The organism is Nocardia sp. CDC153 (assembly GCF_035818515.1).
Taxonomy (GTDB): domain Bacteria; phylum Actinomycetota; class Actinomycetes; order Mycobacteriales; family Mycobacteriaceae; genus Nocardia.
Genome location: NZ_JAYKYU010000003.1, coordinates 23,239 through 43,950, shown reverse-complemented (window position 1 = coordinate 43,950; position 20,712 = coordinate 23,239). Strand labels below are relative to the sequence as shown.

Below are 20,712 nucleotides of genomic sequence, written 5' to 3'. Positions count from 1 at the left end.
GAATCATGAGCAATACCACCAAGGTCGGGTTCCTCGGACTCGGCCACATGGGCGGGCCGATGGCCGCCAACCTGGTCAAGGCCGGGTACGACGTGCTGGCCTTCGATCCCGTTCCCGCCGCGCAGGCTCAGGCCCGCGCGGACGGCGCGACCGTCGTAGCGACTGCCGCCGAAGCGGTTTCGGCCTCCGACGTCGTCATCACCATGCTGCCCAACGGCCGCATCGTGCTCGACCTCTACAACGAGGTCCTCTCCGCCGCCAAGCCCGGCACGCTGTTCGTCGACTGCTCCACCATCGATGTCGCCGACGCCAAGCAGGCCGCGGAACTCGCCGCCGCGACGGGACATCGGGCCCTGGACGCCCCCGTCTCCGGTGGCGTGGCGGGCGCGGCGGCGGGCACCCTCACCTTCATGGTGGGCGGCGCGGACGCCGACTTCGCCGACGCCCTACCGCTTTTGGAGGTCATGGGCGGCAAGGTCGTGCACTGCGGCGGCGCGGGCGTCGGCCAGGCCGCCAAGATCTGCAACAACATGCTGCTGGGCATCTCCATGATCGGTCTCTCGGAAGCCATTGTGCTGGGCGAGAAGCTGGGGCTCACTCACGAGAAGTTCTTCGACGTGGTCTCCACCGCCTCGGGCCAGTCCTGGGCGCTCACCTCGTATTGCCCTGTGCCCGGCCCGGTTCCGGCCAGCCCGGCCAACAACGACTACCAGCCCGGCTTCGCGACCGCGCTCATGACCAAGGACCTGGGTCTGGCGGCCAGCGCGCTGCGGGGCAATGGGGTCGACGGGCAGATCGGACTGCTCGCCGCGGAGATCTACAGCCGCTTCAACCAGGACGAAGCGGGCAAGGACTTCTCGGCTATCGTCACCGATATCCGGAAACGATCTGAGGGAGAGACGGCGTGACCGACTTCGAGACCATTCTGCTGGAGCGCAAGGGGCGCGTCGCCCTCATCACGCTGAACCGGCCGAAGGCCCTCAACGCGCTGAACTCGCAGGTCCTGGCCGATATCTCGGCCGCCCTCGACGAGCTCGAGAACGACAATGAGATCGGCGCGGTCGTGCTGACCGGATCCGACCGGGCCTTCGCGGCCGGCGCGGACATCAAGGAAATGCAGTCCAAGTCCTACATGGACATGTTCCTCACCGACCACTTCGCGGGTTGGGACCGACTGGTCGCCTTCCGCAAGCCCATCATCGCCGCGGTCGCCGGTTACGCCCTCGGCGGCGGCTGCGAACTCGCCATGATGTGCGACCTGCTCATCGCCGCCGACACCGCCAAGTTCGGCCAGCCCGAAATCAAGCTCGGCGTCATCCCCGGCATGGGCGGCTCCCAGCGCCTGACCCGCGCCGTCGGCAAGGCCAAGGCCATGGACCTCATCCTCACCGGCCGCAATATGGACGCCGAGGAAGCCGAGCGCGCGGGCCTGGTCTCCCGCATCGTCCCCGCCGCCGAATTGGTCTCCACCGCCATGGAAGTGGCCGAGACCATCGCGTCGATGTCGCTGCCGTCGGTCATGATCGCCAAGGAGGCCGTGGACCGCGCCTTCGAGACCACCCTCACCGAGGGCCTGCGCTTCGAGCGTCGGGTGTTCCACTCGCTGTTCGCGACCGAGGATCAGAAGGAAGGCATGACCGCCTTCGTCGAGAAGCGTCCGGCGAACTTCACCAACAAGTAGGGCGTGGGCCTCAGCCGTGCTTCGGCGGCCCGACCACCTCGACGGTCGGCGGCTTGCCGTCGGTGTGGTCGCCGCCGTCGCGGTTCATGGCCAGCGCGCCGACGATCGTGCCGCCGAGCGTCGCGGTAACCGCCACCGCCGCAACGAGTTTGCGGCGGGACACCGGGGAGGAGGACGGGGCCTCGTGTGCCCCGTGTGGCGTCATATGGACGCTGCGGATGCTGCGGGCCGACGGCCGTTCGGCGGCCAGCAGGACCGCGCCGCGGGTGGAGACGAATTCCGGTTCCGGATCGTAGATCAACGGGAGATCCAGCTGCTGTTTCAGCTCGTCCCGAATGCTCTTGTTGCGGGTGCACCCGCCCAGGAGGGCGATGCCCGTCGGCTTGACGCCGGTCTCGTCGATCATGTGGCGGACGAAGGACGCCGAGTGATGAATGCCCGCTTCGACCAGTTCGGCGAAATCGCTGCGGGTGACCACGGTGCGCTGCCCGGTGATCGGGTCGCAGACGGTCAGTACGCGTTCGGAGGCCAGCGCCTCCTTCTGACTGCGGGTGGTGGCGAGGTCCAGGGTGATGCCGTGGCGATTGAGCAGCCAGCGCAGCAGGGCATCGTGGCCGTCACCGCCCAGGACGGTGCTGCGCTTGGTGGCGAGGACGGCATCGGTTCGACAGTCGATCTGGGTGAGGGTCAGGCCGGAGGCGCCTAGGTCGTAGAGCAGGACCGAGCCCTCGGTGGGAAGTCTGCCGGTGAAACGGAGATATCTGAGCTGGGCCACCGGCTCGTCGATGACGGTCAGACGATTGCGGCCCGCGGCCGTGCGGACGGATTCGGCGTGGGTGTTGCAGCGACACGTCACCGCGATGCCGGTGATGAATTCGTCCCGCTTGGCGGCGGACTTGCGCATCAGCCGAATGGCCTCGAACACCGCCTCCTCCATGCTCCCGCCACCGGCACGGCGTAGGACCTTGCAGCGGTCGATCGGGGGCAGGTGAGGCTGGTCGGAATGGGTGAGCATGGCGCGTGCGCCAGCAGCGCCCGCCGACACCCCGAGGACCAGCACCATGGCCTCAATGGTGAACCTTTTGCGAGCCGAATCCAAGACTATGACGCAGGAAATTGGCTGCTGAGTCGCTGAAGGGTTACTGACCGGCCCAGCGCGTCGGCGAGCTACCCGGATCGAAGTCGCCGGCGGCCTGCCGGAACTCCGCCAGCAATTGCAGCAGCAACTGCAATCGTTCCGGCGGCAGACCGGCCTCGGCGAAAACTCGCCGGTTCAGTTCGATGGTGGCCTTGGCTACCAAATCCCTTCCGGCATCGGTTATTTCGATGAGCGTGGCGCGCCGGTCGCTCGGATGCGGGACGCGCTTCACCAACTGCGCGGCTTCCAGGCGGTCGACGGTGTTGGTGACCGAGGTGGGGTGCACCTGCAGGCGGGCACTGGCCACCGCCATGGGCAGCGCGCCGGTTTTGCTGAAGCTCAGCAACATGAGTAGCTCGTACCGAGAAAAGGTCAAACCGGTCGGTCGCAAAGCTTCGTCGACCCGGGCCATCACGATCTGCTGGGCCCGCACCAGCGAGGTCACCGCGGCCATCCCGTCGGCCACGTCCCCCCACCCGTGCTCCGTCCACTGGCGATGCGCCTCCTCGATCGGATCGAGCGGCAGCGGACGTGGACGCGACATGTCCCGATCATCGCACGTCGCGGACCGCTTGGTCGCAATGCCGAGCCGATCCGGACATCGGTCGGAATCACGATGATTCGAAACGTTGGCGGCGTGCCCGATTCGCCGCATTATTGGTGCCACGATGCGGGTGTGACCGAGTGGCCAGGTGGCGGTCTGCAAAGCCGTGTACGCGGGTTCGACTCCCGCCGCTCGCTCCATCGACGGAAACGCCTCCCATGCCGGACATGGGAGGCGTTTTCTTGTTCAGGCGGGTGACACTCCGCTCAGATCGCGCAGCACCGTGTGATTGCGGTCGGCGGTGGTGCCGAGGGTGTATTCGGGTAGCAGGCCGTAATACTCGCCGCGCGAGCGCGTGCTCCAGCGGCGGGCGCCGTCGGTGCGGGTCTTGTAGAAGTTGACCATGTAGCCGCCCTCGTACAGGCGCAGCAGGGTGTAGCCGCCCGGGTATTCCTTGCAGGCGGCGACTTCCAGGAACTCGACGGGGATGGGCAGGTCCGCGCGGGTGCGGCGATTGCGGTGGGTGTGGCCGGAATGGTGCAGGAAGACGCCGGGCGCGGATTGGTAGATCGATTGCAGCTCCGCGGCATTCGCGGCGTTCAGGATGAAGCTCGGGCCCGCGAGATTCGACCAGCCGGATTCGGTGGTGACGGGGTGATGACCGAAAAGCAGTGTGGGACGGTCCGGATCGGCGGTGAGCAGTTCGCGCAGCTCGTCGAGTTGGGAGCGGTCCATGGTGCCGCCCGCGATATCGAGTTCGGTGGTGTCCAGGGCGATCAGGCGGAGTTCGCCGAGCTCGTGGGACGCCAATTGCTGTCTGGTGCTGAAGGAATCGCCCCAGCAGTCGTTGTGGTCGAGGTAGGGCGTGCAGCTCGCGTAATCGGAGCCCAGGTGCGGGCGGTCGTGATTGCCGCGGGCCGCGAACCAGTCTCGGCCCGGGACGCCCCAATTCGCGAGGGCCGTGTGGACGCCGCGCACCTGCTCGGGGGTGGCCTCGGCGGTGAGGTCACCGGCCAGCAGGAGATGGTCGACTGCGCGGTCGGGACGGCGCATGTCGTCGAGCAGGGCGGCCAGCATGATCTCGGGATACGGTGCGAGACCGGGCTCTTGGCGGAATCCGGGCGGCAAGCCCGCGGTGATGATGCCGCTGACCTCTTCGCCGTAGTGAATGTCGTTGGAGAGGGCCAGTGTTCGCAGCAGGCGACCCGGCGGCGGCACCAGGGTGGTGAAGACGCCCTGGGTCTCCGGCGTATTCGGCTGGCGGGTGGACACATTCAGGGCGGGCGCGGCCGGGATGCCCGCCGAGCGGGCCTCGAACCGATAGGTCCGGCCGGGTTCCAGGTCGGTCACCTCGGCGTAGTGGAAGGCGGTCGGCCGGGAGTCGCCGAAGACCTGCCGCAGTGCGGAACCATCGGCGGGTGCGAGCCAGACCTCACTGTCCGTCTCGACCGGGACCGGATTGCCATTGGCGTCCGGGCCGTAGGTGGTCCAGGTCAGCACGGCCGATCGATCGGTGATGGTGACGACCTCGAGATCGGTCACAGCGAGCGAACCCGCCTGTGCGCGAGCCGGACTCGCCCAGCCCAGCGGCATGGCCGCCGCCACCGCGAGCAAGCCGAGCAGCTGACGTCGATTCGGGCCGCAGCAGCTCATGGCCGTCCTACTTCGCGTCGCTGGAGCAGACCTTCCATACGCCGTCTTCCTTGCGCAGATGTTCATTGGTGGAGCGTTTGCTGTCGGCGGCACCGGGAACGCTGAAGGTGCCGAGGGTGACGGCGGTGGCGCGATCGCCGGTGATGGTGATGCCCTGCACCGAATCCACCCGCATCGAGACCCGGCCCTGGTCCATGGCCTTCTTCTGGGCGTCGGTGTACGCGTCGTATTGGGCGCGGTCGCTCGCGCAGGTCTTGCCCACGGCCTGTGAGGCTCCGCCGGTTGACAGCGCGGTGTAGAAATCGCGCAGCGCGGTCTCGACGCGCTTGTCCTCGCTGGGGCCGGAGTCATTGCCGTTCAATGTCACCGCGGCGGCGATGCCACCTCCCACGAGCACCACGGCGACGACGCCGAGTCCGATGGTCAGGGGAGTGCGGCGAGTGCTGGTCACCGACGGGAGATTACAGCGATTCCGTGTCGATTGGTGGGCCGGGATTTGAACCCGCGGGGCGGGACTGTACGTTGGTTAGGCAAACCTCAGAGGCGAGGCTGGCAGAGGGAAAGGACGGTCATGACGGCGGCTCGATGGAAACTGGTGTCGGGTGCACTGGCGGCGATCGCGGTGCTGGGCGCGACCACCGCCTGCTCCAGCTCGTCCTCCGGCGACAACGAGATCCTGGTCTACAACGCGCAGCACGAATCCCTCACCAAGGAGTGGGTCGACGCGTTCACCAAGGACACCGGGATCAAGGTGACCATCCGCAATGGCGGTGACACCGACCTGGGCAACCAGCTCGTCGCCGAGGGCAAGAACTCGAAGGCCGACGTCTTCCTCACCGAGAACTCCCCGGCCATGGCGCTGGTCGAGAACGCCGGACTGTTCGCCGATGTCGACGCCGACACCCTGGCGCAGGTGCCCGAGCAGTTCCGCCCGTCCACCGGCAAGTGGACCGGAATCGCCGCGCGCTCCACGGTTTTCGTCTACAACACCGCCAAGGTCCCGGCCGACCAGCTGCCCAAGTCGCTGCTGGACCTGCAGCAGCCGCAGTGGAAGGGCCGCTGGGGCGCGGCCCCGAGTGGCGCGGACTTCCAGGCCATCGTGGCCGCCCTGCTCGCGCAGAAGGGCGAGGACGTCACCAAGGCGTGGTTGAAGGGCATGAAGGACAACGTGGTCGCCGACAAGACGAACACCTCCGTCATGAAGGACGCCAACACGGGCCAGGTCGACGGCGGCATCATCTACCACTACTACTGGTACCGCGACCAGGCCAAGACCAAGGAGAACAGCGCCAACACCCAGCTGTTCTACTTCAAGAACCAGGACCCGGGCGCCTTCGTCTCCATTTCCGGTGGCGGCGTGCTGAAGTCGAGCAAGAACCAGACCAATGCCCAGAAGTTCCTGAACTTCATCACCTCCAAGAAGGGCCAGACCGTCCTGCAGACCGGTGACTCCATGGAGTACCCGGTGGCCTCCGACGTCGCCGCGAATCCCGCGCTGCCGCCGCTGGCCTCGCTGGACGCGCCCAAGATCGACCCGAGCAAGCTGGACGCCAAGAAGGTCACGCAGCTCATGACCGAGGCGGGCCTGCTGTAACCGTGACCGTTCGGACCGATGTTCCCGGGGGAGCCGCACCGGCTTCCCCGCGCGGGCGCACGAAGGCATCCACGACCCGGGCCGCACTGCGGCCCGGGTCGCTCGTCACCCCCGGGTCGCTCATCACCATTGCGGCCCTGCTCATGGTGGCGGCCACCTTCGTGCCGCTGGGCTACATCGTGTCCACGCTCGTCTCGACCGGATGGCACGAGACCGCGCAACTCGTCTTCCGCCCGCGCGTGGGCGAATTGCTGCGCAACACCGCCGAATTGGTGGTGTTGACCGTTCCGATCTGCGTGGTGCTGGGTGTGGGCCTGGCCTGGATCGTGGAGCGCACCACTGTGCCGGGCGCGGCCTGGTGGGGGCCGATCTTCGCCGCGCCGCTGGCGGTTCCGGCCTTCGTCAACAGCTACGGCTGGGTCAGCGCCATCCCCTCGCTGCACGGATTGTGGGCGGGCGTGCTCGTCGCAACGGTGTCGTACTTCCCGCTGGTGTATCTCCCGGCGGCGGCGACCCTGCGGCGGCTGGATCCGGCCGTGGAGGAATCGGCGCGGGCGCTGGGCTCGGGGCCGGTCGCCGTGTTCGCCCGGGTCGTGCTGCCGCAGCTGCGGCTGGCCGTGCTCGGTGGGGGACTGCTGATTTCGCTGCATCTGCTGGCCGAGTACGGCGCGTTCGCCATGATCCGGTTCGACACCTTCACCACCGCCATCTTCGAGCAGTACCAGTCCAGCTTCGCGGGCGCGGCGGGCAGCACGCTCTCGGGCGTGCTGGTGGTGCTGTGCCTGGTGCTGCTGGCCGCCGAGGCCGGGGTGCGCGGGCGGGCCCGCTACGCGCGGGTGGGCGGCGGCGCGCAGCGCGGGGCGAATCGAATTCACCTGGGGCTGGGCCGGATTCCCATGTTCGCGGTGCTGACCGGTGCGCTGGCGGCCACGCTGGGTGTGCCGCTGTGGACCATCGGACGCTGGCTGAAGATCGGCGGGGCGGCGGTGTGGAATACCGGTGAGATCGGCGAATCCCTCGGCCAGACCCTCGGTTTGGCCGCCACGGCCGCGGCTATCACCACCCTGTGCGCCTTCCCCGTGGCCTGGATCGCGGTCCGCTCCGGATCGCGGTTCGCGCGAATCATCGAGGGCGCCAACTACATCACCAGCTCGCTGCCCGGCATTGTGATCGCGCTGGCGCTGGTGACGGTGTCGATCCGGTGGCTGCCCGCGCTCTACCAGACGGCCGCGACCATTCTGGCCGCCTACACGCTCATGTTCCTGCCGCGCGCCCTGGTGAGCGTGCGCGCCGGGCTGGCGCAGGTGCCGGTCGGGTTGGAGGAGGCCTCGCAGGTGCTCGGAAAATCCCCCGCCGCAACCTTTTTCCGGGTGACGCTGCGCTTGACCGCCCCCGCGGCGGCCGCGGCGGCCGCCATGGTGTTCGTGGCCGTGGCCACCGAACTGACCGCCACCCTGCTGTTGGCCCCCAATGGCACCCGCACCCTCGCCATGCAGTTCTGGCAGCTGTCGGGCGAATTGGACTACGCGGCGGCCGCGCCGTACGCGCTGATCATGATCATCGCCTCGGTGCCGGTCACCTATCTGCTGTTCACCCAATCCAGGAAGGCGGCGGGACTGTGAGTCGTCTTGTCGTAGACCAGGTTTCCAAGACCTTCGGGCACGCGCCGGTGCTCGACGGTATCGGCCTCGACGTGCCAGACGGCAGCGCCACCGCCGTGGTCGGCTCCTCCGGCTGCGGCAAGACCACGCTGCTGCGGGTGATCGCCGGATTCGAGAACCCGGACGCGGGCTCGGTGTCCATCGGCGGGGAAACCGTGACCCGGCAAGGGTTCTCGGTGCCGCCGCACCGGCGCAAGATCGGGTACGTGGCGCAGGACGGCGCGCTGTTCCCGCATCTGACCGTGGGGCAGAACATCGCCTACGGGCTCGGCGGGGGACTGGGCGGCCGGCGCAAGCACCGGCACCTGGTGACCGAACTGCTCGAAATGGTGTCGCTGGACGCCTCGTACGCCGATCGGCGACCGCACCAGCTCTCCGGTGGACAGCAGCAGCGCGTGGCCCTGGCCCGCGCCATGGCGCGCAAGCCCACCGTCATGCTGCTGGACGAGCCCTTCAGCGCCCTCGACACCGGACTGCGCGCCGCCACCCGGCAGGCCGTCGCCGAAACCCTGCGCGCCGCGGGCATGACCAGCATTCTGGTCACCCACGATCAGGAGGAGGCGCTGTCGTTCGCCGATCAGGTGGCCGTCATGTGCTCGGGGCGGTTCACCCAGGTCGGCACGCCCGAAGAGGTGTACGCGGCCCCGGCGGATCTGTTCACGGCCGGATTCCTCGGCGACACCGTGCTGCTCGACGCCACCATCGGCGCGGAGACCGCCGAGACCGTGCTCGGGCGCATCCCCGTCCAGGTGGACGCGCCGACCGGTGCGGGCGCGGTCATGATGCGACCCGAACAGCTGCTCGCGCGGGTGGCGGGCAATGGCCACGACGGTTGCGCGACCGTGCGCGCCCTGGAATTCCGGGGCGCGGATGTCATGCTGACCCTCGATCTCGATGGCTGCCCCGAGCTCATCCAGGTGCGCCGGGTCAGTGTGGACGCGCCCGCGGTGGGTGACCGGGTCGAGCTCGAAGTGCTCGGTGCGGCGGTCGCTTTCAGCAGCGCGCAGTGCGCCGCGGCGGGCCGCGCGCCCGCGAACGGCGGCGCGGTGGTGGCGGACGCGGTGTCCACGGTCTGATCGACCGGTGGCGTCGAGCCGAAGCCGCGGAATATGACTGGACGGTCGGTGTAGCACCTATATTGGCGCGGAGGCCAATTCGCCTCGGCTCGACTCGAAGGAGATCAGGTGCGCCGCACGCTGCTCGTCACGTCCGCCCTCGCCGCCGCGTGCGCGCTGGCCCCCCTCGCGCAGGCGGATCCGCCCGCCGATCCGGCGCTGAAGGTGCAGGCCGTCTACGGCCCCGAACAGTTCCCCATGGCGGGCGTGGCCGCGGACATCGCGCCCTGCGGCGGCGGCGCGAACCTCGCGACCATCACCACCGGCAATGACGGCACGGCCGTCTATCCCGGTGCGCCCGGTTGCTATCGGGTGCAGATCGGCACGCCGGTGGGGTGCGCGCTCGACGGCGACGCGGCCCTCGAACTCACGTCGGTCCCCGGCAGCACACCCGTGGCGACCTTCCGTTTCCGCTGCGCCTGACCCGGTGATCCGGCCGCGCCCGGCCCTGTGACCGAGTCCACGTCTCAGGCTTCACACAGCCCAATCCTGTTAACCTCGCCAACAGATAGCTGCTCGTTATTGCTGTAACGCGGAAGGCGTCGCATCACCAACGAAAGGTGACAGATGGGCGCGAAGTTCGCGTTGGCACCACCGGCGGGACTCGCCGCGCCCCCGGGGCTGCGGCGCTTCGCGCGCCCGGTGGAGGCGACGGCGGCGCTGCTGGGGGCGGTGATCGCGGGCCTGCTGCTGATGGCCCCGCTGGATCTGGGGCGCGGCGCCGAAGGTCCGGTGCTGCAAATGGATCTGATGGTGTTGAACATGCCGCGCGCGGCCGCGGCGGGGGCGGCGTTCGCGGTGGTGTCCGCGGCGCTGGTGGTGGCGCTGGGGCGGCGCAGCGCGTGGATCGCCTCCTTCGGCAGCGTGGTGGTGTTGCTGCTGGACCATCTCTGGACTCGGGACGCGGCCTCCACCGGGACGCTGACCACGGTCAACTACATCGACTCGATCTTCAGCGGAATTCTGTTGGGCGCGCTCGCGGTCGCGGTCTTCGGCAAACCGCTCGCGACCGGCGCGTACCTGATCGGCGCGCTGTCGGCCATTCTCATCGGCGACCAGACCTCGCTGCCCGAGTCGGGCAGTCGCAGTCCACTCATCGAATGGGCTTCCGGCGGCACGCCCCCGATGTGGCTGGTGCTGCTCGCGGCGGCCGCCTTGGCGCTCGGTGTGCTGGTACAGCGCGCCGAGGTCTCGGTCGGGTCCGAGAACACCGATCTGGCCATCGGCCCGATTTTGTCCGCGCTGGTGCTGGTCACCGCGACGGCGCTGTCCACCGATTGGTTCGTGCGGCACTCCGGAACCCCCGCGCAGATCGGGGTGATGGTGGCCGTCACCATTGCCGCGGCCGTGCTGGCGGCGCTGCTGTTGCCCGGTCGCGAGGGCACGCTGGTGCTGCTGTCGGTGGCGGTCGCCAACGCGGGCAGCGCGATCATCGCGGTGCCGCGGCCGGATTGGAGTGCGCCCATCCCGGTGCTCGCGGTGGTGGTGGGCCTGGCCGCCGGGCGGCGGTGGCGCTCGCCCTGGGCCGGCATGGCCGCGACCGGTGCGCTGGCGGTCTTCGCGGCCACGACCGTGGATCTGGCGCGCGGGCACGCGGTGATCCCGATCCTCGGGGTGACGCTGACGGCGCTGATCATCGGATACTGCTTCGGCGCGGCCGTGCCGGAGCACGCGGGCAGTGCCGTGGTGGCGGTCGCGGTGCTGATCGTGCCCTGCCTCGTGGTCGCGTTGCGCGGCCACAGTTTCGGACGCGTCGCCTACTCGCCGCGCTGGTATCGGGATCCGCAGGCCACGATATCCGCGGTGCCGGGGTGGATGGCGCTGGTCATCACGCTGGGCTGCGCGGTCGGCCTGTACCTGCTGTGGCGGATTCGCTCCCCGCGACGTGCGGCGACCCGGCCGCCGACCACCACGCGGGTGCTGGCCCTGCGCGAGGCGCCCCGGAACGCCTTGCCCCAGGGCTAGTCTGGCCCCATGGCCGACACCGCAGCCGTGGATCCGACCCTCGATCCCGAACACGCCGAGTATGGACTGGCCTGGTCCAAGCAGCTGTTGAAGCCTGAATTCCGGGGTCCGGGAAAGGCTTTCGGTCACGAGGTGCCGATCGCCGACGACGCGCCCGCCTACGACCGGCTGGCCGCCTGGTTCGGTCGCGATCCGGGCTGGACCGCCCCGGCGTGAAAACGCCGCACTAGCGCCCGAATCGGGTGTCCACCCAGGCGAGCGCGTCATTGAACGACGCCTCCAGCACACCCCGGTGGTCGACGCCCGGGTAGCCGCGATACTGCACCGGCTGTCCGCCCGCCTTCTGTTGCACGACCATGGCATCGGTGGCCAGCGCCGGGACGGTGGTGTCCGAACGGCCCTGCAGTACCAGCAGCGGCTGTGTGAAAGACAGTGCGCTGGGGTCGTTGTCGTTGAGGACGCGGGTCAGCGCCGACATGTCACCGTTGCGGGTGAAGACCTCGTCGGCCGTCAACCCGCCCCAGGAATCGGACTGCCGCAGCTGGCCGATGCAGCCGGTGTCGGCCTGGTCCAGCATGGATTGCGCACGGGGAGTGAGGAATCGGGCCGGATCGAGATCCGCCACCGTCTGCGCGCCACGAATGATCAAGGGCAGGAACGCCACCGCGCCACCGGTGAGCGGGGTCAGCGCGCCCGCCACGCCCGCCGAATTGGCCAGCTGCGAGGCCTGTAGACCAATGCCCTGATGCGAGGCGGGCGCGAGCGCCACCGAACCCAGCAGCTGCAACTCCGGTGCCCACTGCTGCGCCTGCGCGTCGGTGAAAATGGCCGCCTGGCCGCCCTGCGAGTGCCCCATGGCCACCCAGCGCGTCCCGATCTCGGGATCGACTTCCCGTGCGGCCCTGGCCATATCGGTGACCGCGCGCTGTTCGGCGGTGCCGATGAGGTAGCCGTGCGGGCCGGGCGTGCCCAGGCCCTGATAGTCGGTCTGCGTCACCGCGTACCCGGCCGCGATCCACCGCTCCTGCACCCGCCGCACCAGCGAGGTGTAGTCGTGGGCCGGGAAATCGGGGGAGGTGTCCTGCGAGGGCGCGCAGACATCGGCGACCCCGGTCGTCCCGTGCGCCCAGGAGATCAACGGCCAGCCGCCCGGCGGCGGCGTGCCGTCCGGCACCGCGAGCGTCCCCGAGACCGCCACCGTATCGCCGTGCATGTCGACCGACCGATACAGGACCAGATAGTTGCGTGCCCCCGCGAGCGCGGGATCGCCTGTGAGCGGCCGCAATTGGATCACCGACCCGTGCGTGCCCGCCACCCGCTCGTCCACCGGGTGGTAGAACGCCGCCGCCGATTCCTCCGGTGTCACGGGCGTGGCCACGACCGGCGCGGCGAGACTCAGACCCGTGAGGGCGACGGCCGCGAGGCTGGTGAGTCCCCCGGCGAGTGGGCGCGAGACGCGTCGCTGCGGCTGTTCGGCACGGGCGCTCTCGTTCTCGGACACCCTTCAGAACTTACCGGCCCATCCCCATTTCACATCGCAAGGCACGGCTGCCGAGTTGCCCCCGAAAAATGCGCTCGCGGTGTCCGATTGCCTCCTGCACAACCGGACACCGCGCTGCGCGACTCCCACCTTTGCGTCCATACCCGAAATTCGGAACGCCAATCCTCCACGATGGCACGAAAAGTCAGTCCCGCCTCCCCGCGACTTCAGCGGGCAGCCGGGTGCCGTTGCCAATCCCACACCCGTGCCGCCGGTCGCCTGCCGAACCGATTTCGGGCGTACCCGGCGAGTTACCCTGATCGGCACGAAATCAGTTGTCCCCCTAGGCAACGCATATGAGTAAGGCCCCGACCGTCATTTCGGTCGGGGCCTTACTTCGGTGCCCTCGGCAGGATTCGAACCTGCGGCCTTCTGCTCCGGAGGCAGACGCTCTATCCCCTGAGCTACGAGGGCGGGGATGGTCCCGTCCGGTCTCCCGGTCGGGCGCAGAAAGCGTATCGCATTGGGTGCGCTGCGCCAAAAAGCGACGCGGACCGGGTGTTTTGGGTGTCCGGCCCGCGTCGGGTCAGTTCATGGGCAGGGGGGAGACGCCGCGTTCGGCGAGCATTTGGGTCATCAGGTCGGCCTCGCTCTTCTGCGTTTTGGCCATGCTCTGCGCCAGCGAGCGGACCGCGTCGGTGTCGGCGCGCTGGGCGGCGTACTCGATCATTGGCATGCCGCCCTGGTGATGGCGCAGCATCAGCTGCAGGAACAGGGTGTCCAGGGCGGTGCCGGTGGCCTGGCCCAGGGCGGCCATCTCCTGATCGGAGGCCATGCCGGGCATGGACTGCACCGCGCCGGAATGCATGGCGGTGCCCGAATGCTGGTGTGCGGACATGTCGGTCATCCACCCCATGTAGCCGTCGGGGGAGATGAGCGGCTTGTCCCACTGCTGCAGCCAACCCTGCATGCGGCCCGCCTGATTGGCCTGCGTGGTGAGGATGTCGTAGGCCAGGCGCTTGACCGCCGGATCGGTGGATCCCGACAGCGCCAGGCCCGACATCTGCACCGCCTGGGTGTGATGCACCGACATGTCCTGGGAGAAGCCGACATCCACCGCGCCGGGCTGCTCGGCCTCGTGCTTCAACGGATTGCCGACCAGGATGCCCGCCAGGAAACCGGCGAGCAGCACCCCGACCACGCCGAGCATCGCCAGCAGCTGCCGTTGGTTGCGGCGGGGATGCTGGGCGGGCTCGGCGGCGGGTTCCGGTTCGGAACTGCGATCGGGGACGTCGGACATGAACGGCGGCATTACTGGGTCGGAGCCGGCTGCTCCGGCTGCGTCGGCGGGGTCTGGTCCTCGGCGGTCGGGGCCGGGATGGTCGGAATGCCGCCGGGCAGGGTCGGCGTACCGCCGGGCAGGCCCGGGATGCCGGGGATGCCGCCGGTGGGCATGCCCGGAACGCCGCCGGACTCGTCCTGCGCCTTGGTCGCGCCCTTGCCGTCCATCGGGACCGCGTCGGGGCCCGGCGCGGAGGGGTCGAAGGCGGGCGGGTTGTCGACATTGAAGGTCGGGTTCGCGCAGTCCGCGCCCACCTCGGGGTAGGTGTACTGGTTCAGCCGCAGCGCGGTGATGAACTCGCCGACGCGCTTGTCATCGGCGCTGGTCAGCTTGAGCTGATGGCCCCACGACTGCAGGGAGATCGGCGAATCCAGCCCCGGGTAGGGCGACATGAGGGTGTAGGGCTTGCCCTTCACCTTGGCGGCCAGGGTGTCGATGCCCGCCTTGTCGAGCTTGTCCGGGTTGTAGGCGATCCAGATCGCGCCGTGCTCGAGCGAGTGCACCGCGTTCTCGGTGCGAATCGCCTTGGGGTACACCACGCCGGTGCACACCGCCCACGAGCCGTCGTGCGGGCCGCCGAAGGGCGGGGCCTGGTCGTAGGCCACGCGCTGGGTGGCCGCCACGTGCAGGCCCGCGGGGTAGTCCTTCTTCACCACGCCCGAAATCTGATCCGAGGGATCCTTCTTCTGCGCGGACGGCGTGTACTTGTTCTGCTCCTGCTTGTCCTGGATCTTGGGCACCAGCACCCAGGCGATCGCACCGATGAGGGCGACCACGCAGACCACGGCGCCGATCGTGAGCCAGGGAATCTGACGCTTACCGCCCAGCTTGGTACCGCCACCCCCCTTGCGGGACGAACCGGATGATTTGCCCGCGGCTTTGATGGCCTTGGCCGACTTGGCACTGGTCTTGCTCGGCATGCTTTTTGTGCTCTCTTCGACGTGTCGGACAATCAAACGACGCGGCCGCATCGTTTGCTGGGCACCTGCCCGGTGGTGCCCGCTCGCGGCGTTCACCTGCTCAGACCATAGGATAGTGACTCGTGACTCCAGCTGACCTTGCAGATCTCCTTCGTGCTACCGCGGCGAAGGTACTTGTCGAACGCGGATCCGACCCTGCGGTCCTGCCCGACGAGGTCAAGGTGGAGCGTCCCCGCAACCCCGAGCACGGAGACTATGCCACGAATGTGGCCATGCAGGTAGGGAAGAAGGCGGGAATGAATCCCCGCGACTTCGCAACCCTGCTCGCCGAGGCGCTGTCGCAGGCCGAGGGCATCGACGCCGCCGAGGTGGCCGGACCTGGCTTTTTGAACATTCGCCTGGCCAAGGCCGCGCAGGGCGCGATCGTGGCGAAGATTCTCGAGGCCGGTGAGAACTTCGGCACCGCGGGCACTCTCGCGGGCCAGCGGATCAACCTGGAATTCGTCTCCGCCAACCCCACCGGACCGATCCACCTGGGCGGCACCCGCTGGGCCGCGGTCGGTGACGCGCTGGGCCGGATCCTGTCCGCCCAGGGCGCGGACGTCACCCGCGAGTACTACTTCAACGACCATGGCGCGCAGATCGATCGGTTCGCCAACTCGCTGGTCGCGGCCGCCACCGGGCAGCCGACGCCCGAGGACGGGTACGCGGGCGCGTACATCAACGAGATCGCCGACACCATTGTGAAGGCCAACCCGGGCGCGGCCGAGCTGCCCGCGGACGAGCGGCACGAGCTGTTCCGGCGCGAGGGCGTCGAGCTGATGTTCGCGCAGATCAAGAAGACGCTGCACGAGTTCGGCGTCGACTTCGACGTGTACTTCAACGAGAGCTCGCTGTTCGCCTCCGGCGCGGTCGAGAAGGCCATCGAGACGCTGAAGGCCTCGGGCAAGCTGTACGAGAAGGACGGCGCCTGGTGGATCGCCTCCACCGAGTACGGCGACGACAAGGACCGCGTCGTCATCAAGAGCGACGGCAAGTCGGCCTACATCGGCGGTGACATCGCCTACTTCCAGAACAAGCGTTCGCGCGGCTTCGACCTGTGCATCTACATGCTGGGCGCGGACCACCACGGCTACATCGGCCGGCTCAAGGCCGCCGCGGCCGCCTTCGGCGACGACCCGGACACCGTCGAGGTGCTCATCGGCCAGATGGTGAATCTGGTGAAAGACGGTGCGGCCGTGCGGATGTCCAAGCGCGCGGGCACCGTGGTCACCCTCGACGACCTGGTCGAGGCGATCGGCGTGGACGCCGCGCGGTACTCGCTGGTGCGCTCCTCGGTGAACTCCAGCATCGACATCGACCTGGACCTGTGGACCAAGCAGGACAGCGAGAACCCGATCTATTACGTGCAATACGCGCACGCCCGCACCAACCAGATCATCGGGAATGCCGCCGCGTTCGACTTCGCCTCGGTCACACCGGATTTCGCGCTGCTCACCGATGATCGCGAGGGCGAGCTGGTGCGCACCCTCGGCGAGTACCCGCGGGTGGTGGCCACCGCCGCCGAGACCCGCGAGCCGCACCGCGTGGTGCGCTACCTGGAGGAGCTGGCCGGGGCCTATCACCCCTTCCAGTCCGACAAGACGCTGCGCGTCATCCCGCAGGGCGACGACGCGGTCAGCCCCCTCAATGCCACCCGCCTCGAGCTGGTCAAGGCCACCCGTCAGGTGCTGGCCAACGGACTCGGCCTGCTAGGCGTCTCTGCCCCGGAGCGTATGTAGATGAGTGCCCACCCCGCCGGACCCCGCCACGCGGACATCCCGCACGCGCCGACGCTCGCCGAGCGGCCCAGCGATCCGGCGCAGATGATCGAGCTGCCCGCGAATGTGTGGCCGCGCAATGCCGCTCGCGACGCCGACGGTGTCGTGCGCCTGGCCGGTGTGCCGGTGCACGAGCTGGCGGCCGAGTTCGGCACGCCGCTGTTCGTGATCGACGAGGACGACTTCCGTTCCCGCTGCCGGGATATGGTCCGGTCCTTCGGCAAGGACGCGCGAATTCACTACGCCTCCAAGGCTTTCCTGTGCGGCGAGGTCGCGCGCTGGATTCGCGACGAGGGCCTGCACCTGGATGTCTGCTCCGGCGGCGAGCTCGCGGTGGCGCTGCACGCCGGATTCCCGGCCGAGCGAATCGCCCTGCACGGCAACAACAAGTCGGTGCCGGAGCTGGAGCTGGCGGTGGAGGTCGGGGTCGGCAACATCGTCATCGACTCGCTGATCGAGATCGAGCGCCTGGAGGCCATCGCCAAGCGTGCGGGCAAGGTCGCCGAGGTGCTGGTCCGGGTGACCGTCGGCGTGGAAGCCCACACCCACGAATACATTTCGACCGCGCACGAGGACCAGAAGTTCGGCTTCTCCATCGCTTCCGGCGATGCCATGGACGCCATCGCCCGGGTCTTCGAGTCCGACAATCTGCGCCTGGTCGGCCTGCACTCGCACATCGGCTCGCAGATCTTCGAGATCGACGGCTTCGAGGTCGCCGCCCGCCGCATGCTCAAGCTGCTGCACGAGGTCGGCGTGAAGTTCGGCGCCGAGAAGTCCGCGCAGATCGCCACCCTGGATCTGGGCGGCGGCCTCGGTATTTCGTACCTGCCGAACGACGATCCGCCGCCGCTGGACGAGTTCGCCGCCAAGGTGTGCGACCTGGTCGCCAATGAGGCGGCCCAGATCGGGCTGCCGCAGCCGAAGATCGCGGTCGAACCGGGCCGCGCCATCGCGGGCCCCGGCACCGTGACCCTCTACGAGGTCGGCACCATCAAAGATGTTGTGCTCGACGGCGGCAATCGCCGACGCTATGTGAGCATCGACGGCGGCATGAGTGACAACATTCGTCCCGCCCTGTACCAGGCCGAGTACGACTGCCGCCTGGTCTCGCGCGCCAGCGAGGCCGGTCCGGTGGTGGCTCGCGTGGTCGGAAAGCATTGCGAGAGTGGGGATATCGTCATCCGCGATACCTGGCTCCCGGCCGATGTGGGCCCGGGCGACCTGGTGGCGGTGGCCGCGACCGGCGCGTACTGCTACTCGATGTCGAGCCGCTACAACTTGCTCACCCGGCCCGCGGTGGTCGCGGTGCGAGACGGCAAGGCGCGCTTGATTCTTCGCCGTGAAACGGTGGAGGACCTACTCAGCTTGGAGGTGAAGGCATGACCGAGAACAAGACCGGCGTGTGGGGACAGGATCATCCCATTGGCGTCGCGGTCCTCGGCATGGGCACGGTCGGTACCGAGGTCGTGCGCATCATTCGCGACCACGCAGACGATCTGTGCAACCGTGTCGGCGCTCCGGTCGTGCTGCGCGGTGTCGCCGTGCGCGACCTGAGCAAGGACCGCGGTCTGCCCGCCGAGCTGCTCACCACCGATGCCGAAACCCTGGTCACCCGTGACGATGTCGACATCGTCGTCGAGGTCATGGGCGGCATCGACCCGGCCCGCGCCCTCATCGGCAAGGCCCTGAACGCGGGCAAGTCCGTCGTCACCGCCAACAAGGCGCTGCTGGCCGACTACACCGGCGAGCTGGCCGCCGCCGCCGAAAACCACCGTGCCGACCTGTATTTCGAGGCCGCCGTCGCCGGCGCCATCCCGGTCGTGCGCCCGCTCATCCAGTCGTTGTCCGGTGACCGGGTCAATCGCGTGGTGGGAATCGTCAACGGCACCACCAACTTCATTCTCTCGGCCATGGCCGAGACCGGCGCGGACTACTCCGACGTGCTGGCCGAGGCCACCCGCCTGGGCTACGCCGAGGCCGATCCGACCGCCGATGTCGAGGGCTACGACGCCGCCGCCAAGGCCGCCATCCTGGCCTCGGTCGCCTTCCACACCCGCGTCACCTCCGGCGACGTCTACCGCGAGGGCATCTCCAAGATCACCTCCGAGGATCTGGAGACCGCCGCGGCCGTGGGCTGCACGGTGAAGCTGCTGGCCATGGCCGAGCGCGTCACCGACGAGGACGGCAAGGACAAGGTGTCCGTGCGCGTCTACCCGGCCCTCATTCCGCGCAAGCACCCGCTGGCCTCGGTCAGCGGCGCGTTCAACGCCGTGGTCGTGGAGGCCGAGAACGCCGGTCGCCTGATGTTCTACGGCCAGGGCGCGGGCGGCGCCCCCACCGCCTCGGCCGTCATGGGCGATCTGGTGATGGCGGCGCGCAACAAGTTCTTCGGTGGCCGGGCTCCGGGCGAATCGGTCTATGCTGAGCTGCCGATCGCCTCGATCGGCGACACCCCGACCCGCTACCACGTGAACCTGCAGGTGGCCGACCGCACCGGCGTGCTGGAGGCGGTCGCGGGCGAATTCGCCAAGCACCACGTGAGCATCTCGACGGTCCGCCAGGAAGGCCACGACGAGGGCGCGCGCCTGGTCGTGGTGACCCACCACGCGCAGGAATCCGCGCTGGCGGATACCGTTGCCGCGTTGGCCGAACTGGACTCCGTCACGTCCGTGACCAGTGTTCTGAGATTGGAAGGCACCGAGGAATGAGTGCAACCGCACGAGCTGCAGCCGTGCATACGCCGTGGCCGGGCTTGATCGACGCGTATCGGGATCGCCTCCCGATTCCCGCCGACTGGAAGGCCGTCACTCTCTTCGAGGGCGGCACCCCGCTGGTGCCCGCGCACCACCTCTCCGAGCTCACCGGCTGTGAGGTGTACCTCAAGGTCGAGGGCGCGAACCCGACCGGTTCGTTCAAGGACCGTGGCATGACCATGGCCATGACCGACGCCAAGTACAACGGCAAGAAGGCCGTGCTGTGCGCCTCCACCGGCAACACCTCGGCCTCGGCCGCGGCGTACGCCACCCGCGCGGGTCTGCACTGCGCGGTGCTGATCCCCTCCGGCAAGATCGCCATGGGCAAGCTGGCCCAGGCGGTCATGTTGGGCGCGAAGATCATTCAGGTCGACGGCAACTTCGACGACTGTCTCGAGCTGGCCCGCAAGGTCACCTCGGAGTTCCCCGAGGTCGGCCTGGTGAACTCGGTGAACCCGGCCCGCATCGAGGGTCAGAAGACCGCCGCGTTCGAAATCGCGGACGCGCTGGGCAAGGCCCCCGACGTGCACGTGCTGCCGGTCGGCAACGCGGGCAATATCACCGCGTACTGGAAGGGCTACAGCGAGTACTACGCCGACGGCGTCACCACCGCGCGCCCGCGCATGCTCGGTGTGCAGGCCGCCGGTGCCGCGCCGCTGGTCAACGGCGCCCCGGTGTCGAACCCGGAGACCGTCGCCACCGCCATTCGCATCGGCGCGCCCGCGTCCTGGAATCAGGCCGTGGCCGCCAAGGAGGAGTCGGGCGGCGCGTTCCGCGCGGCCACCGATGACGAGATTCTCGCCGCGTACCGCCTGGTCGCGGCCAAGGAAGGCGTCTTCGTGGAGCCCGCCTCCGCCGCCTCGGTCGCCGGTCTGCTGGCCGCGCGCGCCGAGGGCTGGCTCGACGCCGGTCTGACCGTGGTGTGCACGGTCACCGGCAACGGCCTCAAGGACCCGGACAATGCCCTCGCGGGCATGCCCGAGGTCAAGCCCATCGCGGTCGACCCGGTCGCCGTGGCCCACGAGCTCGAGCTGGCCTGAGTTGAC

At 68.8% G+C, this 20,712-nt stretch carries 19 protein-coding genes and 2 tRNA genes; 13 read left to right on the top strand and 8 right to left on the bottom strand.

Annotated features, from left to right (window positions below; all coding sequences use genetic code 11):
* Positions 1–5 precede the first annotated feature (5 nt).
* Together mmsB and VMT65_RS16990 are read left to right on the top strand one after the other, a co-directional pair.
* Positions 6–908: a 3-hydroxyisobutyrate dehydrogenase gene (gene mmsB / locus VMT65_RS16995; RefSeq protein WP_326309245.1), complete on the top strand. Its 903-nt coding sequence runs from the start codon at positions 6–8 to the stop codon at positions 906–908.
* On the top strand, positions 905–1,681 hold the full coding sequence (locus VMT65_RS16990; protein ID WP_326309244.1) for an enoyl-CoA hydratase: 777 nt from the start codon (positions 905–907) through the stop codon (positions 1,679–1,681). The genes mmsB and VMT65_RS16990 overlap by 4 nt, the downstream gene beginning before the upstream one ends.
* A 10-nt stretch (positions 1,682–1,691) precedes the next feature.
* On the opposite strand, the gene VMT65_RS16985 is transcribed toward VMT65_RS16990, so the two are convergent.
* Both VMT65_RS16985 and VMT65_RS16980 read right to left on the bottom strand, forming a co-directional pair.
* Complete coding sequence (locus VMT65_RS16985; protein ID WP_326309243.1) at positions 1,692–2,744, bottom strand: hypothetical protein; 1,053 nt, start codon at positions 2,742–2,744, stop codon at positions 1,692–1,694.
* Between the two features lie 76 nt (positions 2,745–2,820).
* Entirely contained in the window at positions 2,821–3,363 is a 543-nt protein-coding gene (locus tag VMT65_RS16980; protein WP_326309242.1) for a MarR family winged helix-turn-helix transcriptional regulator, read from the bottom strand.
* Between the two features lie 126 nt (positions 3,364–3,489).
* On the opposite strand from VMT65_RS16980, the gene VMT65_RS16975 reads away from it, so the two are divergent.
* Positions 3,490–3,563 (top strand) — tRNA-Cys (locus VMT65_RS16975).
* A 46-nt stretch (positions 3,564–3,609) separates the two neighbouring features.
* On the opposite strand, the gene VMT65_RS16970 is transcribed toward VMT65_RS16975, so the two are convergent.
* Together VMT65_RS16970 and VMT65_RS16965 are read right to left on the bottom strand one after the other, a co-directional pair.
* Entirely contained in the window at positions 3,610–5,016 is a 1,407-nt protein-coding gene (locus tag VMT65_RS16970; protein WP_326309241.1) for a metallophosphoesterase, read from the bottom strand.
* A 7-nt stretch (positions 5,017–5,023) separates the two neighbouring features.
* A complete protein-coding gene (locus VMT65_RS16965) occupies positions 5,024–5,467 on the bottom strand; it encodes an Rv0361 family membrane protein (RefSeq protein WP_326309240.1) in 444 nt (147 codons plus the stop codon).
* Positions 5,468–5,587: 120 nt separating this feature from the next.
* On the opposite strand from VMT65_RS16965, the gene VMT65_RS16960 reads away from it, so the two are divergent.
* The 6 genes from VMT65_RS16960 (at position 5,588) to VMT65_RS16935 (ending at position 11,567) form a co-directional block, all read left to right on the top strand.
* Positions 5,588–6,610 (top strand): iron ABC transporter substrate-binding protein, encoded by a 1,023-nt coding sequence (locus VMT65_RS16960; RefSeq protein ID WP_326309239.1) that lies wholly within the window; start codon positions 5,588–5,590, stop codon positions 6,608–6,610.
* A gap of 143 nt (positions 6,611–6,753) precedes the next feature.
* On the top strand, positions 6,754–8,232 hold the full coding sequence (locus tag VMT65_RS16955; RefSeq protein ID WP_326310281.1) for an ABC transporter permease: 1,479 nt from the start codon (positions 6,754–6,756) through the stop codon (positions 8,230–8,232).
* Entirely contained in the window at positions 8,229–9,347 is a 1,119-nt protein-coding gene (locus tag VMT65_RS16950) for an ABC transporter ATP-binding protein (RefSeq protein ID WP_326309238.1), read from the top strand. Before VMT65_RS16955 ends, VMT65_RS16950 begins: the two co-directional genes overlap by 4 nt.
* A 108-nt stretch (positions 9,348–9,455) precedes the next feature.
* Positions 9,456–9,809, top strand: a complete 354-nt coding sequence (locus VMT65_RS16945) for a hypothetical protein (protein WP_326309237.1) — start codon at positions 9,456–9,458, stop codon at positions 9,807–9,809.
* Positions 9,810–9,953: 144 nt separating this feature from the next.
* Entirely contained in the window at positions 9,954–11,351 is a 1,398-nt protein-coding gene (locus VMT65_RS16940; protein WP_326309236.1) for a hypothetical protein, read from the top strand.
* Between the two features lie 9 nt (positions 11,352–11,360).
* Complete coding sequence (locus VMT65_RS16935) at positions 11,361–11,567, top strand: hypothetical protein (protein ID WP_326309235.1); 207 nt, start codon at positions 11,361–11,363, stop codon at positions 11,565–11,567.
* Positions 11,568–11,577: 10 nt separating this feature from the next.
* Here VMT65_RS16935 and VMT65_RS16930 read toward each other — a convergent pair whose 3' ends face one another.
* The 4 genes from VMT65_RS16930 to VMT65_RS16915 all read right to left on the bottom strand — a co-directional run bounded on the left by VMT65_RS16930 (position 11,578) and on the right by VMT65_RS16915 (position 15,093).
* Entirely contained in the window at positions 11,578–12,852 is a 1,275-nt protein-coding gene (locus VMT65_RS16930; protein WP_326309234.1) for a lipase family protein, read from the bottom strand.
* Positions 12,853–13,232: 380 nt separating this feature from the next.
* Positions 13,233–13,305 (bottom strand) — tRNA-Arg (locus VMT65_RS16925).
* Between the two features lie 112 nt (positions 13,306–13,417).
* The gene (locus VMT65_RS16920; RefSeq protein ID WP_326309233.1) at positions 13,418–14,131 is read right to left on the bottom strand and encodes a DUF305 domain-containing protein; all 714 of its coding nucleotides are present in this window, start codon (positions 14,129–14,131) and stop codon (positions 13,418–13,420) included.
* An 11-nt stretch (positions 14,132–14,142) separates the two neighbouring features.
* On the bottom strand, positions 14,143–15,093 hold the full coding sequence (locus tag VMT65_RS16915) for a DUF3105 domain-containing protein (RefSeq protein WP_326309232.1): 951 nt from the start codon (positions 15,091–15,093) through the stop codon (positions 14,143–14,145).
* Between the two features lie 122 nt (positions 15,094–15,215).
* On the opposite strand from VMT65_RS16915, the gene argS reads away from it, so the two are divergent.
* Genes argS through thrC form a run of 4 tightly spaced genes read left to right on the top strand, consistent with a single transcriptional unit; the run spans position 15,216 to position 20,706 of the window.
* A complete protein-coding gene (gene argS, locus VMT65_RS16910) occupies positions 15,216–16,874 on the top strand; it encodes an arginine--tRNA ligase (RefSeq protein WP_326309231.1) in 1,659 nt (552 codons plus the stop codon).
* Positions 16,875–18,296 carry a diaminopimelate decarboxylase gene (gene lysA, locus VMT65_RS16905; protein WP_326309230.1) on the top strand — a complete coding sequence of 474 codons (1,422 nt, stop codon included), beginning with the start codon at positions 16,875–16,877 and terminating at the stop codon, positions 18,294–18,296. It begins immediately after the preceding gene.
* Positions 18,293–19,621, top strand: coding sequence for a homoserine dehydrogenase (locus VMT65_RS16900; RefSeq protein WP_326309229.1), 1,329 nt, complete (start codon positions 18,293–18,295; stop codon positions 19,619–19,621). Before lysA ends, VMT65_RS16900 begins: the two co-directional genes overlap by 4 nt.
* On the top strand, positions 19,618–20,706 hold the full coding sequence (gene thrC, locus VMT65_RS16895) for a threonine synthase (protein ID WP_326309228.1): 1,089 nt from the start codon (positions 19,618–19,620) through the stop codon (positions 20,704–20,706). The genes VMT65_RS16900 and thrC overlap by 4 nt, the downstream gene beginning before the upstream one ends.
* The last annotated feature ends 6 nt before the right edge of the window (positions 20,707–20,712 follow it).

Bases quoted from the DNA above. Each gene is read 5' to 3' on its own strand.
- thrC (WP_326309228.1), top strand. From the start codon at position 19,618: ATGAGTGCAACCGCACGAGCTGCAGCCGTGCATACGCCGTGGCCGGGC.
- VMT65_RS16920 (WP_326309233.1), bottom strand. From the start codon at position 14,131: ATGTCCGACGTCCCCGATCGCAGTTCCGAACCGGAACCCGCCGCCGAG.
- VMT65_RS16980 (WP_326309242.1), bottom strand. From the start codon at position 3,363: ATGTCGCGTCCACGTCCGCTGCCGCTCGATCCGATCGAGGAGGCGCAT.
- VMT65_RS16970 (WP_326309241.1), bottom strand. From the start codon at position 5,016: ATGAGCTGCTGCGGCCCGAATCGACGTCAGCTGCTCGGCTTGCTCGCG.
- VMT65_RS16935 (WP_326309235.1), top strand. From the start codon at position 11,361: ATGGCCGACACCGCAGCCGTGGATCCGACCCTCGATCCCGAACACGCC.
- lysA (WP_326309230.1), top strand. From the start codon at position 16,875: ATGAGTGCCCACCCCGCCGGACCCCGCCACGCGGACATCCCGCACGCG.
- VMT65_RS16960 (WP_326309239.1), top strand. From the start codon at position 5,588: ATGACGGCGGCTCGATGGAAACTGGTGTCGGGTGCACTGGCGGCGATC.
- VMT65_RS16955 (WP_326310281.1), top strand. From the start codon at position 6,754: ATGGTGGCGGCCACCTTCGTGCCGCTGGGCTACATCGTGTCCACGCTC.
- mmsB (WP_326309245.1), top strand. From the start codon at position 6: ATGAGCAATACCACCAAGGTCGGGTTCCTCGGACTCGGCCACATGGGC.
- VMT65_RS16915 (WP_326309232.1), bottom strand. From the start codon at position 15,093: ATGCCGAGCAAGACCAGTGCCAAGTCGGCCAAGGCCATCAAAGCCGCG.
- VMT65_RS16900 (WP_326309229.1), top strand. From the start codon at position 18,293: ATGACCGAGAACAAGACCGGCGTGTGGGGACAGGATCATCCCATTGGC.
- VMT65_RS16940 (WP_326309236.1), top strand. From the start codon at position 9,954: ATGGGCGCGAAGTTCGCGTTGGCACCACCGGCGGGACTCGCCGCGCCC.
- VMT65_RS16985 (WP_326309243.1), bottom strand. From the start codon at position 2,744: ATGGTGCTGGTCCTCGGGGTGTCGGCGGGCGCTGCTGGCGCACGCGCC.